15 protein-coding genes and 2 pseudogenes are annotated in these 12,595 nt (G+C 69.8%); 10 read left to right on the top strand and 7 right to left on the bottom strand.

Translation table 11 applies throughout. The features are described 5' to 3' along the window. Positions 1-47 precede the first annotated feature (47 nt). Positions 48-800: a GntR family transcriptional regulator gene (locus ACZ6SQ_RS15330; RefSeq protein WP_469561410.1), complete on the top strand. Its 753-nt coding sequence runs from the start codon at positions 48-50 to the stop codon at positions 798-800. A gap of 45 nt (positions 801-845) precedes the next feature. Here the strand turns inward: ACZ6SQ_RS15330 and ACZ6SQ_RS15325 are convergent, their stop codons facing one another. Together ACZ6SQ_RS15325 and ACZ6SQ_RS15320 are read right to left on the bottom strand one after the other, a co-directional pair. Continuing rightward, positions 846-1,703, bottom strand: a complete 858-nt coding sequence (locus ACZ6SQ_RS15325) for a class I SAM-dependent methyltransferase (protein WP_469561407.1) — start codon at positions 1,701-1,703, stop codon at positions 846-848. 128 nt (positions 1,704-1,831) lie between these two features. After that, a complete protein-coding gene (locus tag ACZ6SQ_RS15320) occupies positions 1,832-2,446 on the bottom strand; it encodes a helix-turn-helix domain-containing protein (protein WP_469561404.1) in 615 nt (204 codons plus the stop codon). A 53-nt stretch (positions 2,447-2,499) separates the two neighbouring features. On the opposite strand from ACZ6SQ_RS15320, the pseudogene ACZ6SQ_RS15315 reads away from it, so the two are divergent. From ACZ6SQ_RS15315 to ACZ6SQ_RS15300, 4 genes and pseudogenes are all read left to right on the top strand, one after another. Continuing rightward, a pseudogene (locus ACZ6SQ_RS15315) lies at positions 2,500-3,300 on the top strand (MFS transporter); the annotation flags it as partial. 41 nt (positions 3,301-3,341) lie between these two features. Beyond that, positions 3,342-3,473, top strand: a pseudogene (locus ACZ6SQ_RS15310) (TetR/AcrR family transcriptional regulator); the annotation flags it as partial. 67 nt (positions 3,474-3,540) lie between these two features. After that, a complete protein-coding gene (locus ACZ6SQ_RS15305; protein ID WP_469561401.1) occupies positions 3,541-4,752 on the top strand; it encodes an acyltransferase family protein in 1,212 nt (403 codons plus the stop codon). Between the two features lie 69 nt (positions 4,753-4,821). Next, positions 4,822-5,223, top strand: a complete 402-nt coding sequence (locus ACZ6SQ_RS15300; RefSeq protein ID WP_469561398.1) for a hypothetical protein — start codon at positions 4,822-4,824, stop codon at positions 5,221-5,223. A 157-nt stretch (positions 5,224-5,380) separates the two neighbouring features. Here ACZ6SQ_RS15300 and ACZ6SQ_RS15295 read toward each other — a convergent pair whose 3' ends face one another. Then, positions 5,381-5,905 carry a hypothetical protein gene (locus ACZ6SQ_RS15295; protein ID WP_469561393.1) on the bottom strand — a complete coding sequence of 175 codons (525 nt, stop codon included), beginning with the start codon at positions 5,903-5,905 and terminating at the stop codon, positions 5,381-5,383. A gap of 443 nt (positions 5,906-6,348) precedes the next feature. Here ACZ6SQ_RS15295 and ACZ6SQ_RS15290 point away from each other — a divergent pair, with 443 nt between their 5' ends. From ACZ6SQ_RS15290 to ACZ6SQ_RS15275, 4 genes are all read left to right on the top strand, one after another. Continuing rightward, entirely contained in the window at positions 6,349-6,723 is a 375-nt protein-coding gene (locus ACZ6SQ_RS15290) for a roadblock/LC7 domain-containing protein (protein ID WP_386383359.1), read from the top strand. A 190-nt stretch (positions 6,724-6,913) separates the two neighbouring features. Further along, positions 6,914-7,294, top strand: a complete 381-nt coding sequence (locus tag ACZ6SQ_RS15285) for an ArsR/SmtB family transcription factor (protein WP_469561389.1) — start codon at positions 6,914-6,916, stop codon at positions 7,292-7,294. Between the two features lie 334 nt (positions 7,295-7,628). After that, complete coding sequence (locus tag ACZ6SQ_RS15280) at positions 7,629-8,468, top strand: RNA polymerase sigma factor SigF (RefSeq protein ID WP_469561386.1); 840 nt, start codon at positions 7,629-7,631, stop codon at positions 8,466-8,468. 39 nt (positions 8,469-8,507) lie between these two features. Continuing rightward, positions 8,508-9,059, top strand: a complete 552-nt coding sequence (locus ACZ6SQ_RS15275; protein ID WP_469561382.1) for an ATP-binding protein — start codon at positions 8,508-8,510, stop codon at positions 9,057-9,059. A gap of 26 nt (positions 9,060-9,085) precedes the next feature. Here ACZ6SQ_RS15275 and ACZ6SQ_RS15270 read toward each other — a convergent pair whose 3' ends face one another. The 4 genes from ACZ6SQ_RS15270 to ACZ6SQ_RS15255 form a co-directional block, all read right to left on the bottom strand. Continuing rightward, a complete protein-coding gene (locus ACZ6SQ_RS15270; protein ID WP_469561379.1) occupies positions 9,086-9,535 on the bottom strand; it encodes an ATP-binding protein in 450 nt (149 codons plus the stop codon). Positions 9,536-9,820: 285 nt separating this feature from the next. After that, positions 9,821-9,994: a CsbD family protein gene (locus ACZ6SQ_RS15265; RefSeq protein ID WP_469561376.1), complete on the bottom strand. Its 174-nt coding sequence runs from the start codon at positions 9,992-9,994 to the stop codon at positions 9,821-9,823. Between the two features lie 225 nt (positions 9,995-10,219). Continuing rightward, a complete protein-coding gene (locus ACZ6SQ_RS15260) occupies positions 10,220-10,396 on the bottom strand; it encodes a hypothetical protein (protein WP_469561373.1) in 177 nt (58 codons plus the stop codon). Between the two features lie 343 nt (positions 10,397-10,739). After that, positions 10,740-11,174 (bottom strand): MarR family winged helix-turn-helix transcriptional regulator, encoded by a 435-nt coding sequence (locus ACZ6SQ_RS15255; protein ID WP_469561369.1) that lies wholly within the window; start codon positions 11,172-11,174, stop codon positions 10,740-10,742. A gap of 199 nt (positions 11,175-11,373) precedes the next feature. Between ACZ6SQ_RS15255 and ACZ6SQ_RS15250 the strand changes: the two genes are divergently transcribed. Next, complete coding sequence (locus ACZ6SQ_RS15250) at positions 11,374-12,546, top strand: PP2C family protein-serine/threonine phosphatase (RefSeq protein WP_469561366.1); 1,173 nt, start codon at positions 11,374-11,376, stop codon at positions 12,544-12,546. Positions 12,547-12,595: the final 49 nt, after the last annotated feature.

Here is a 12,595-nt window from a genome sequence, read left to right as displayed (position 1 = left end):
TCACACTGGGAGCCCGCCCGTCGGACCTGAGGAGGAACCCGCCCGCCATGGCTTCGTCGCAACCGCTGTACGAGCGCATCGAGAAGGAACTGCGCCGACGTCTGGAAGCCGCCGCCGACGGCGACCCGTTCCCCTCCGAGTCACGGCTGGCGCAGGAGTTCGGGGTCTCCCGCATGACGGCACGGGCCGCCCTGGTCCGGCTGGAGCGCGACGGCCTGCTGGAGCGGGTGCCCGGCAGGGGCAGTTTCGTACGTCAGGCCGCCGCCGCCCGGCCCGTCGGCACCCTGCTGAGCTTCCACGACCAGGCCCTGGCCGCCGGCAGGACACCACGCTCGCGGGTCCTGGAGGCCGTGGTCCGCCCCGCCACCGCCCAGGAGGAGGCCGCCCTCCACCCGGCCGCCTCGGCGCAGCCCGGGTCCGTCGTCGCGATCACCCGCGTCCGGCTCTTCGGCGACCTGCCCGTGGCGATCGAGCGCGCGGCCTTCCCCGCGTCCCTCCAGGCGCTGCTGACCGCCGACCTGGAGACCGGGTCCCTGCACCAGACGCTGCGCCGCCTGGGACTGCACCCGACGCTCGGCTCCTCCGTACTGACCGCCCGCACCGCCGACGACGACGCGCCCGACCTCGACGTCGACCCCACCACGCCGATGCTCGTCGAGACGCGTTCCATCGTGGACCAGCACGGCAACCCCCTTGAGTACACGGTCAGTTCGTACGTCGCACACCGCTACGCCCTCAAGGTCGACTTCTCGGTCGCCGCGCCCGGGCACTCCGCACCGGCGTCCTCCGGCGCGCGGTGAGGCCCTGACGGGTGCCGGTGGGCGGGTGGCCGGGGACGCCCGCGGTCAGGGGCGGCGTGCGGCCCAGACGGAGCGTTCGGTGCGCACCGTCAGGTCGTCACGGCGCAGGACGCTGTGCGGGCTCGCGGTGTCCAGGAGCTGGTCGAGCGCGGTGAGGTCCTCGGGGGCGAGGGCCTCGGCGGCGGCGCCGCGCAGGCGCAGCAGGCTGCCGAGGGCGTAGCGGCCGATGGCCTCACTGCCGGAGCCGTCGATGTTCACGCCGACCGTGCGTTCGCCCTCCACGGTGAATCCGGCGGCGGTCAGCAACGGCCCCCAGTCGGCGCCGCGATGGGGCACGTGCTCGGTGTGGAAGTGCTCGCTCGCCGCATGGCAGCGTTCCTCCAGGCCCGGCCGGCCCTCGGGGGCGGTCTCGGGCAGGAAGCGGGGGAATCCGGCCAGTTCGACGACGGCGAACAGACCGCCGGGCGCGAGTGCGTCACGGACGTTGCGCAGTGCGCGGTCGGGGTGGGCCATGTGGTGCATCGAGGCGGAGGCCCACACCAGGTCCGGCGAACCGAGGTCGGGCCAGGCGGCGTCGTCGAGGTCGGCGTGCACGGTGCGCACACGTTCGTCCACGCCGCGGGCGCAGGCCTTGGCGCGCAGCCGCCGGAGGTGTTCGGCGGACGCGTCGACGGCGGTGACATGGGCGTCGGGGAAACGGTCGAGGAGCGCGAAGGTGCCCGCGCCCGTGCCGCACCCCAGGTCCACGATCCGCCGAGGGCCGGTCGTCAGCGGCAGCCATGCGGTGATGGAGGCGGTGTGCTCGGCGAGGACCTCGGCGTCGAGGTCGAGGATCTCGGCCTGGCCGTCGGCGTCGTGCTGCTGGTGTTGTGCGTGGTGGGGGTGCGGGTGCGCGTGGGTCATGCCGTCACCCTAGGACGGGTATGCCTCAGCGGCACGGTTGCTTGCCGTTTCCGCAAGGCGATGGCCGGGTGTGCTGCCCGAGGCGCAAGCCGTGACCGCGGTGCAGGGGCGCTGCCCGGCCCGATCCGTCACCCGTCGGTGCCCTGGGGGCCGTTCTGGGTGCCGCCCTCGCTCCCGTCGCCGCCCTTGCGCTGATGGCCCCGGCGGGCGTCCCGGTCGAAGATGCCCAGGATCTCGCAGGGCCCGCCCTCGGCGCCGATCGCGTGCGGCATCATCGTCGGGAACTCGGCGGCCTGGTTGGCCTCGATGCGGAAGCGGCGGTGGCCGAGCATGAGGACCGCGGTGCCGGACAGGACGACGAGCCATTCGCGTCCCGGGTGCGCGCGCATACGCGCCGGGTTCTCCGGCGGCGGCTCGGTCATGCGCTGGCGCACCACGCTCATCCCCGGGTCCCCTTTGATGGGCCAGCGCATCAGGCTGTGCGCGCTGTCGATCATCGGGCTGACGACGACGTCGTCCGCGGCGGTCTCCACGAGTTGATCCAGCGTGGTGTCCAGGGCGCGGGCCAGGGTGACCAGTTGATCCAGCGCGAGGCGCCGCTGTCCGTTCTCGATACGGCTCAGTGAGGACTGGCTGAGGCGGGCACGGCCGGCCAGTTCCTCCAGGGACCAGCCCTGAGCCACCCGCAGTGCGCGGATGCGCTTGCGTACGAGGCTGTCCAGATCGCCATCTTCTTGCGTCATGGGCAACATCATATGCCTTTGATGCAACGCGGGCTTAGCGTCGAACGCGGCGGCTGCGCCGTCGTGACGCCTCGCTGCTCGACGTCCGTCTGTTCCGAGATCGCGGTCCGGCGGGCGGCTCGGTCACGTTGCTGGTGGTCTTCGGTGTCCAGGCCGGTGTCGCCGTGGTGCTCTTCCCGTTCTTCCAGGCCGTCCTGGGCTGGTCGGGACTGCTGTCGACGGTGGCGCTGATGCCGATGGCGGTCGTGATGATGCCGGCCTCCGGCCTGGCACCCAAGGTGGCCGCGGGTATCGGTTCCCGTTCGACCATGGCCCTGGGAATCGCGCTGGCCGGTGCCGGCCTGGCGCTCATGGCCCTCTTCGTCTCGGTCGACGGCGGCTACCCGACCGTCCTGCCCGGCATGCTGGCCATGGGCCTCGGAATGGGGCTGTCGATGACCCCTTCGACGGAGGCCGTCACCGACTCCCTGCCGCGCGAGAAGCAAGGTGTCGCCTCCGCGCTGAACGACGTCACGCGCGAGTTCGGCACGGCCCTCGGTGTCGCCCTGCTCGGCGCCCTTCTGTCGGCCGGCTACCGCACCGCCATCGACGACAGGCTCCACGGCATCCCCCAGCAGGCCGCGGACACGGCCCGGGAGGGCATCGCCAACGCGGTCGGGGCGGCGGACGACGCGGGCCCACGCGCGCACGACCTGCTCCACGCCGCCCAGCAGTCCTTCGTCGACGGATGGCAACAGGCCATGTGGGCAGGCGTTGCCGTCATGGGCGCGCTGTTCCTCTGCATCGCCTTCCGCGGACCGAGGAACACGGCTCCCATCGCCACGGAAGTGAGCGAGGCCGTCGGCGCTCGATGACGCCCGGCGCTCGACGCCGTGCGCCTGGGGCTGACCCCGGGGTGTGGCCGTTCGTGCGCCGGGTGGCGACGCGGCTGCCGGACCATGACGACCGGGAGCAGTTCCTCGCGGGCATCGACCTCGTCCTGGCGGGCATCGAGGCCACCCTGCCGGGCACCGCGCCCCGTACGTGAGGGGCAGGGCAACCCGCTGTCCTCCCCCCGCGTCTTTCCGGCCCTCTCGCGATTACCCTACGTACTCATGCGACTGCCGTCTGTGTCCACGGTCACCGGTCCGGCGCGGCTGGGCTGGCTGGACGCCCTGCGGGGTATCGCGGCGTTCGTCGTGGCGTTCGACCACTCCTCCGCGACCTTCATGTCGGAGTTCCGGCAGGATCTGATGCCGGAGTTCAACACCAGCCGGTACGGCATCCTGGTGTTCTTCCTCGTGAGCGGCTACATCATCCCCGCGTCCCTCGAACGCCGCGGCTGTGTAAGGACGTTCTGGATCGTGAGGGTGTTCCGCGTCTACCCGCTGTGGGCGGCCGTGGTGGTCGTGACCCTCGCTCTCGGCCTGGTCGGCGTCGCGAGGATCCGTGACCTGGGGGACGAGGGCGCCGGAGCGCTGGCGGTCGCCCATGTCACCCTGCTCCAGGAGCTGCTGGGGACTCCCAGTCTCCTGCTCGTGCTGTGGACGCTGTCGTACGAGATGGCCTTCTACCTGCTGGTCGTCGCCCTGTTCACCCTGCGGGTGCGGCGGTCCGGGACGGTCGCCGCGGTCCTGGCCGGGCTCGCGGCCCTGAGCGTCACCGCGGGGGTGACACTGCGCGGCTCCGCCCTGTCGGACCTGGCCGGCATCGGCCCCCTGATCGTGTTCGGTTCGGTCGCCATGGTGGCCGCCATCTGCTGCGCGAGTGCCACGGCGCCCGCGCTTCGCGTGTTCGGGGCAGTGCTGGGCGGGATCCTGGCGCTCGTTCTGGTCTGCAACGGTACGGTCCCCCTGTGGGAGAGCCTGATGATCCTCGCCGTCATGTTCCTCGGCACGGCCGTCCACCGGGCCGAGCACGGCCAGAGCCCCTGGTGGCACGCGGCAGGTGCGGCGCTGGTGGTGGTCGCCTGCGGGGTGTGGAGCGCCTACCGGTACGGCGACGGGGACCTCTTCACCCGGCGCGGGTGGATCACGGCGTTCCTCCTGGCCGTGCTCACCTTCGGCATCGGCCTGGCCCTGCGCCGCCGCCGCCTGCCGCGACCGCTGACCGGGCTGGGAGTGATCAGCTACTCCGTCTACCTGGTCCACCCGGTGCTGCTCGCGGTGATCGCCGGCACGATCGCCCGGCGATGGCAGGACAACCTGCTCCTCGAAGTCGCCTTCTTCGCCGTGCTGTTGCCCCTGTGCCTCCTGACCTACCGTTACATCGAAGCCCCGTGCCACGACTACGGCCGCAGGCTGGGCCGTCGCGTCCAGCCGCCGTGACGGGCGGCGGTGTCGCGCCGCCCGCGCGGAGCCGTACGATCGGTGGTCATCAGCGCGTGAGGGGGCGGGATGGCTGGGACTTCTCCGGCTTCGGGCGACGCGTTCGACCCGGTCAGGCAACATCTGCGAGACCCTTCGCACGACCTCGACGTGGGCCCCGGCTGGCGGCAACTCGTCGTCGAATGCCATGAGGCGGTCGTGGCGGAGTTCCCGGAGTACGAACTCCTGGCCGTGAAACAGAAGTGGGGATCACTGGCTTTCCAGGCGTTTCCACGGCCGTGGAAGCCCGGTGGCAACTGGACGACTGCCGAGTACTCCCGCCTCCACGCCGTGACGGGCGCCTTCGCCGACCGCAGCGGGGCCATCTGCGAACGTTGCGGTGCGGAGGGCTCACTGCGTGAGAACCGCCCCGTCCATCGGGTGCTGTGCGATCGGTGCGAGCCGCTCGTGCCGGGACACGGTCCGCTCTGACTGTTGCTGTTGCTGTTGCTGTTGCTGTTGTTCGTGATCGGGCCGGCCCGGAGGGATGACCGGACCGGCCGGAGTGAGGGATGACCGGACCGGCCGGGAGAGACGACCTGTCCGGCCGGAGGAAGACACCTGCCGGTTCAACTGCCAGTCGAGGAACCTAGCCGACCCACCCCCGCAACAGTTCCTCCCGCTCCGCCCTCCGAGGGGATCCGCCCTCCCGGGCGCGGCCCCACTCCGACATCGCCGTCAGGGCGGTGGCCATCGTGGCGGCTCCCTCCGTGAGGTGGGTCAGGAGGGCACGGGAGAGGTCGACCTCGGTCTGGGTGTAGCCGACAGCCGCGGCGGAATACGTCGGCAACTCGTAGGTCTCGTCGCCCGATTCCAGCCATACGGTCATGAGTGGCGGGGCCTCCTCGGTGGCGTCGCCCTCGGGCGCGGCAAGGTTGATCACCGTGCTCAGAGCCAGGCCCGTCGCCGCGCCGACCTGCCGCCTCAGCGTCTTCACGGGAACGTCCGCCACCGTCAGGGCGTGTACGTCCTCCCACAGGAAGAGGCGGGACCGCCCGTCGCCGAGCGCGAGCACGCCCTCGGAGGTCAGGCGTACCCCGCGCCCCAGACCGGACGGCTTCGCCCCCACGTACACGTCGCCCTCGGCGATCCAGAACAGGCCCACCATGGCCATGCGTTGCTCACTGCTCCCGTCGACGGCGCCGCCGTCGTGTCACACATCGAACGATCAGGTCGTTCTCGGTAACGCGACAGGGAGGCGGAAAGTTTCCGTCCCGGAGGGCAGAGCGGCGCGGCCGGGGTGCCGCTCCGCTCCTCGGAGGCAACACAGCCTGCCGCAGTGAGGCGCGGGCTCGTTCACGGGCAGGGCGAGGCCCCTGACCTCCTCGATCGGCAGTCGGGGTCCGGGCCTCGGGCAGGTCGAGGACCGTGGCTGGATTGCGCTGGGAAAGGCGACTCCGACCTCGGTCCAAACCGATCATCTTGATGATCTTATTGATCATTCTGAGTTATTCCCGAGCAGTCCGGCCTGGCGCCGCGACGGTCGACCTACGGTGCTTCACAGGGCGGGTTCCAAAACCGGTGCCCGTCGCTGTCGACAACTAAGGGGAGGCGCAGATGGCGAGCGTGGAAGTGTCGCTCAAGGAACTGATGACCGGGATCGAGGGGTCGCTGGGGGCGGCCGTCGTCGACTACACCAGCGGTATGGCTCTGGGAACTCTGGGCGGAGGCAAGGACCTCGATCTCATGGTCGCGGCCGCCGGGAACACGGATGTGGTCCGCGCCAAGGTTCGCACCATGGAGCACCTGGGTCTGGAGAGCGAGATCGAGGACATCCTGATCACCCTGGGCGGGCAGTACCACCTCATCCGGCTGGTGACCGGGCGAAACGGCAACGGCCTGTTCCTCTACCTCGTCATCGACAAGGCGCGCTCGAACCTGGCCATGGCACGGCATCAGTTGAAGCGGGTGGAGGAGCAACTCGAGGTCTGACCGCACGCCAGGACCGGGCCGACGCATGCTCATAAGTTGAAGAATTCTTCAAGTCATCACATGGGAAGAGTCCCAACTCATGAACGAGAGTCGTCCGGGCCGAAGAGAATGAGCAGAGAGGACCCGTGGCGCGGTCACTTCGGCATTCCCGCGCCACGGGAAGCCATCCCCGACCGGCAGGAAGAGCGCAATGCGAGTCCCTCTCTATCAAGCAAAAGCGGAGTTCTTCCGTATGCTCGGGCACCCGGCACGCATCAGGGTCCTGGAACTGCTGCAGCACGGGCCGGTCGCGGTGCGGGACTTGCTCGCGGACATCGAGATCGAGCCGTCGAGCCTGTCCCAGCAACTGGCCGTGCTGCGCCGTGCGGGCATCGTCGTGTCCATCCGGGAGGGCTCAACCGTCAGCTACGCACTCGCCGGCGGTGATGTGGCCGAACTGCTCCGTGCGGCCCGCCGGATCCTCACCGAGCTCCTGGCCGGGCAGAGCGAACTCCTCGTCGAACTCCAACAGACCGACGACTCTCCGTCCGTGACGGTGGCCGACCCGGCCACCGCGGAGAGCGTCCGCTGACACGAGGCGACCCCCACCCGGAGACCTCTCGCCCGCCGGCGGCGTGAACCACCGCGCAAGGCGGGCGAGTAGGCCTCATGACGCGAGCAGACCGGCCCTGTGCCGGTCTGTTTCCCGTCGGGGCCGCCACGTGGCGGTTTCACGTCGGGGCCGGTACACGGCGGTTTCGCGTCGGGGGTCGGCACACGGCCGTGAACCGGTGCACGCGATCACCGTGGGAGCGATTCGGAAGCGGCACGCATGAGCGCGGCAAGCCGGGGTAGACGCTGCGTCGCGGCCGAGTACGGCTGTGTGACGGTGGGATCGCCCTTGGCGGATCGGGAGGGGAACAGTCATGGTGCTCACGGTGACAGCGACGACTCAGAAGGCCGGCATGCCCGACGTGGTCGATCCTTCCCGGGTGGCGCCGAAGGACGCCCGCGAGCTGTCGAAGCTGTTCTTCGGGCAGTTGGAGGTGCTGGAGGAGGGGACCGAGGAGTACAGCTACGCCCGCAGCACGCTGATCGAGATGAACATGACCCTGGTGCGCTTCGCCGCCGGCCGGTTCCGCAGCCGGAACCCGGAGGAGATGGAGGACATCGTCCAGGTCGGCATGATCGGACTGATCAAGGCGATCGACCGGTTCGAGCTGTCACGGCAGACGGAGTTCACCTCCTTCGCCATCCCTTACATCGTCGGCGAGATCAAGCGCTTCTTCCGCGACACCACCTGGGCCGTGCATGTGCCGCGCCGCCTTCAGGAGGCGCGCGGGCAGCTCGCCCGGGCGACCGAGGAACTCGGCAGCCGACTCGGCCGCACTCCCACGGACAAGGAACTGTCCGAGCTGATGAGCCTGCCCGAGGACGAGGTCCGCGAGGCCCGCCTCGCCGCCAACGGCTACAACTCCTCCTCCCTGGACGCCACGATCAGCAGCAGTCAGGACGGCGAGAGTGTCCTCCAGGACTTCATCGGAGCCGAGGACGAGGCCTTCGAACTGGTGGAGGACTTCCACGCGCTGGCTCCGCTGATCGCCGAACTCGACGACCGGGACCGCCAGATCATCCATCTGCGGTTCGTCGAGGAACTCACACAGGCCCAGATCGGTGCCCGTCTGGGCGTGTCACAGATGCATGTCTCCCGCCTCCTGTCGCGCTGCCTGGCCCGGCTCCGTGAGGAACTGCTCGCCTCCGACTGACCTCGAGGAACGTCCGAGAACGGGGGAGAGGTAGTTCGGATGGACGGGGATTCCCAGGGCGAGTGTCGCGACGACCCGCGGATCGGATGTCGCGACAACCCGCGGATCGAGTGTCGCGACGCCCCGCGCCCTGTACTGGCCGAGGCCGCGATCGCCCTGTCCGGGGACGGGCCGTGCATCGCCGAGGCCCGGCACTGGGCGGCGGCCTTCCTGGTGGGTGAGGCGGCGGTACGCTCCGTGATGTCGGAACGCGTCGTGAGCCTCGCCCAGTTGGTCGTCAGCGAGTTCGTCACCAACGCCTGCAAGTACGCCCCCGGCCCGATCCTGCTGCGGCTCCGTGTGACGGGCGCGGCGCTGGAGGTGGAGGTCTGGGACAGCCATCCGGTCCTGCCGGTGGCCGACCAAGCGGACCCTCACCGGGTCGGGGGCCACGGTCTGGAGATCGTGAAGGCCGTCGCCGCCGACCTCGCCGTCGTGCCTGAGGTGGTCGGTAAACGGGTCACCGCCCTGATCCAGCTGGACTCCACCGCCACGCTCGACGCCCGCCCGAGCGGACCCTCGGCCGTCGGCTGCGCCCGTCAGGAGCGTTGAGCGCGGTCCTGCCCGGGCCCCGGGGGTCAGGCTGTGGGCGCGGGAAGCGGCAGCAGGGCCACGACCTGTTTGCCGACGTGGAGGGTCACCGTGTGCACCTGCCTGCACAACAGATGGACCAGGAGCAGGCCATGTCCGCCGACGCGTTGGGCGTCAGGTGCCCTGCGCCGGGGCAGGTCGCGTGAGCTGTCGCTGACCGCGATGCGCAACTGGTCGGCTCCCGGCGGGATTTCGAGCAGGAGTCCGCACGGCCCGGGTGCGTGACGGACCGCGTTGGTGACCAGCTCGCTGACGACCAGTTGGGCGTCCTGGCTGGGCCCGTGCTCCGGGCGGTGTCCCGCCCTGGTCAGCAGGGTGCGTACGGCGTTCCGGGCCTCCGCGATCGAAACGTGCGACGTGTCCCAGACAGCGTTGTAGCGCCAGGGCGCCGGCCGTCCGGGGCTGTCGGATGTCTTGTTGCTGAGAGGGGTGACCATAGTCGTGATCCTGTGGGTCTTCTCCGTCTTCATGGCATGGTGCGGGCTGCTTCTCCGGTCCGTTTACCCCGTGTCGGCGCCGGTAGCGACCGCGTTTGCGAAGGTCTGGTGAGAGCCGGCTCCGGTTCCCGCACGCCGACGTGGAATCCGTTGCCGAGACATGCGGAATGGGTGCGGAACAGCCTGAGGAATGACCTGGACAACGACGCCGGAGAGACGCCGGAGACATGGAAAATGGCCCCCCTCTGAGAAGAGGGCCATTTTCAGTCGGGGAGAAAAGAGGCGTCAGTGCTTGAACGCGTCCTTGGTCTTCTCCTTGGCCTCCCGGGCGTCCCCCTTGCTCCGCTCCCGCCGCCCTTCCGCGGCCATGCGGTCGTCGCCGACGGCCTTTCCCAGAGCCTCCTTGGTCCTGCCCTTGGCCTGCTCGGCCTTCGACTTGGCCTTCTCGTGGGCGCTCATGGAAAAGCCCTCCTCGTGATAGGGAATCGGATGTCTCTACTGTCGACGGGTACCCCGGAGCCTTCTTCATAAGCAAGGCGGTCCCGGGGATTGGCTCGGGATATTCGCGGCATCAGCAGTTTGATATCAGGCCCGGGATTCACGCCCGTACCCGAAGGGCCCGGCCGAATGACGGCCGGGCCCTTCGGGTGTGACAGCGCGCAGTGCCGACGGGAGGCGCCGGCCTCACCGTCTGCGGCTGCGGACCGCCAGGCCGGAGACGCCACCCGAGAGGTGCACCGCCAGCGCGGTGAGACCGAGAAGCATCAGGTTGGTCGAGGTGAACACGTCGTTGGTCGAGATGTCGGCAGCGTTGATCAGAAAGGCGATGAAGAACAGAACCGCCGAAGCGATGGCCAGCACGAGGTCTTCCTCTCCATGGAGTCCGATGGTGCGTGATGCTCCTTCGGATGCCCCGAGAAGGCCGCTCCATACGAGCGGTGAACCGCCGGGTCGCGGCCGCTTCACGGCGTGCCGCGCGCTCGTGGTGCCGTCCGTCAATGGATCGCGCGAGGATGGTGTGGACGAATGCGGGCGAGTGTGGCAAAAGGTACTGTTGCCGTTTGACAACAATAGCCATGAGGCAACAAAGTGACGATGTCAGAGCGCACGGGGAAGGACCTGGAATGCTCCGGTGGGAGACCGCTCCGTGTGTCGGCCGCCGTCACCGCGAGGCGATGGCGGCACCGGTGCCGCGCGGGGGCGGTCAGGCGGTTCTGCTGCCTGGATCGGCGGTTTCTTCGTGTATCTGCGTGGAGGCGGTGGCACAGAACGACTCCAGCCCCTCCAGCAGCGCTGTCCGCTTGCCGGCGGGCATGTCCGCCAGCACCTTGTGCAACTCCTGCTCCCGGCGTGTGCGCAGGTCGTCGAGGAAGGTGCGCCCCCGGCTGCTGAGGTGCAGCCGCACCTCACGTCTGTCGGCCGCGCTCACCACCCGTTCGACGAAACCGGCGGCCACCAGGCGGTCACAGAGCCGGCTGGTGGACGGCGGGGTGGACGCGAGTGACTCGGCGAGCGTGCGCAGGTTGATGCCGTCGTGGTGCTCGAGGATGTGCAGCACGCGCAGCTGGGACGCGGAGGTGGGCGCCGTCGAAGCCCGGCCCCACACGACTTCCAGCAGCTCAACGGCCTTGGTGGTCACACGTGCGACCTCATCGGGCTCTGGGCGGCGGCGGAAGGCAGTCACGATCACACTCTCGCAGGCACTGGGGTGCCTGTCAGCGTACTAGGTGCACGCGCGGGTGACAGATGACACAAGGTGACGACCGCCGTCTTCCGGGAACCCGGTCAGGTGAGTGAGGTCCGCGTATGTTCGGTGAAAGATTGGTGTATTGCTCATCATGAAGAGACTTGTGGCCGCTGAACGCGCTCTGCGTGCGGCGGCTCCCCACGGGTTGCTCGACGCCCTCCGCGCCGTACTGATCGATCAGTACGGCGCGGAGGACGCCGAACTGTTCCTGGCCGACTACAGCCTGACCGTGCTGCGGCCGGTGTCGGCGCGGCGGCACGCGCCGGAGTCGGTGTCGCTGTACAGCAGCCCGGCAGGCCGTGCCTTCGGCTCCCAGAGCCCCTACCGTGAGGCGTTGCGCGACGGGCGAGCCGCGCTGCACCTGCCGGTGAGCGTGCGGGGCGATCGCCTCGGGGTGCTGACCGTGACCCTCCCCGAGGACGACATCGCGCAGCGGTACGAGTCCGAGCTGCTCGAGGTCGCCGATGTGCTGGGACGCGAGGTGCTCGTCGCCGAGCGTGACACCGACGTGTACCTACAGGCACGACGCAAGGACCGGCTCACCCTGGCCGCCGAGATGCAGTGGCAGCTGCTGCCCGGCCGCTCGTGCTCGCGCCCCGAGTACGACCTGGGCGCCCAGCTGGAGCCGGCCTACGACATCTTCGGCGACAACTTCGACTGGTCCGCCGGCGCCGACCACCTCATGCTGTATGTCACCAACGGCATGGGTGAGGGCATAGAGGCCTCGCTGCTGACGAATCTGGCCATCAACGCGCTGCGCAACGCCCGGCGTGCCGGGATCTCCATCGCCGACCAGGCCGCCCTGGCCGACCAGGCCGTCTACGCCCACTACCGCGGTCGCTGCTATCTGTCCGTCCTCATGTTCGACTTCGACCTGGTCACGGGCCGGGCGAGCGTCGTGGACGCGGGCTCCCCGCAGCTGCTGCGGCTGCGTGACGGTGTCGTGGAGCGGGTCGACTTCGAGGCGCAGCTCCCGCTGGGCATGTTCGAGGAGACCGACTACGTGGCGCAGGAGTTCCAGGCCGTGCCCGGTGACCGGCTGGTCTTCGTCAGTGACGGTGTGCACGCGGTGGCCTCGCCGAAGGGTGAGGCGTACGGGGTGGCCGCGCTCGCCCGGGCCATCCAGTCCACCCGGCTGCTGCCCGCCGCCGATGTGCCGCGGGCCATCCTGCGGGAGCTGTCCGGATATCGCGGTGAGCATCTGCCCGACGACGACGCTCTGGTGCTGTGCCTGGACTGGCACGGCAGGCCCGCCGGGCACTGACGCCGGGAGGCCCGGGCGCGGCGCCGTGTGGTGTTCGCCTCCGGCCATG

The sequence above is a fragment of the Streptomyces sp. NPDC048600 genome, assembly GCF_055587025.1.
Note: the sequence above shows the minus strand (reverse complement) of the source record. Positions and strands in the feature narration are given on the sequence as shown.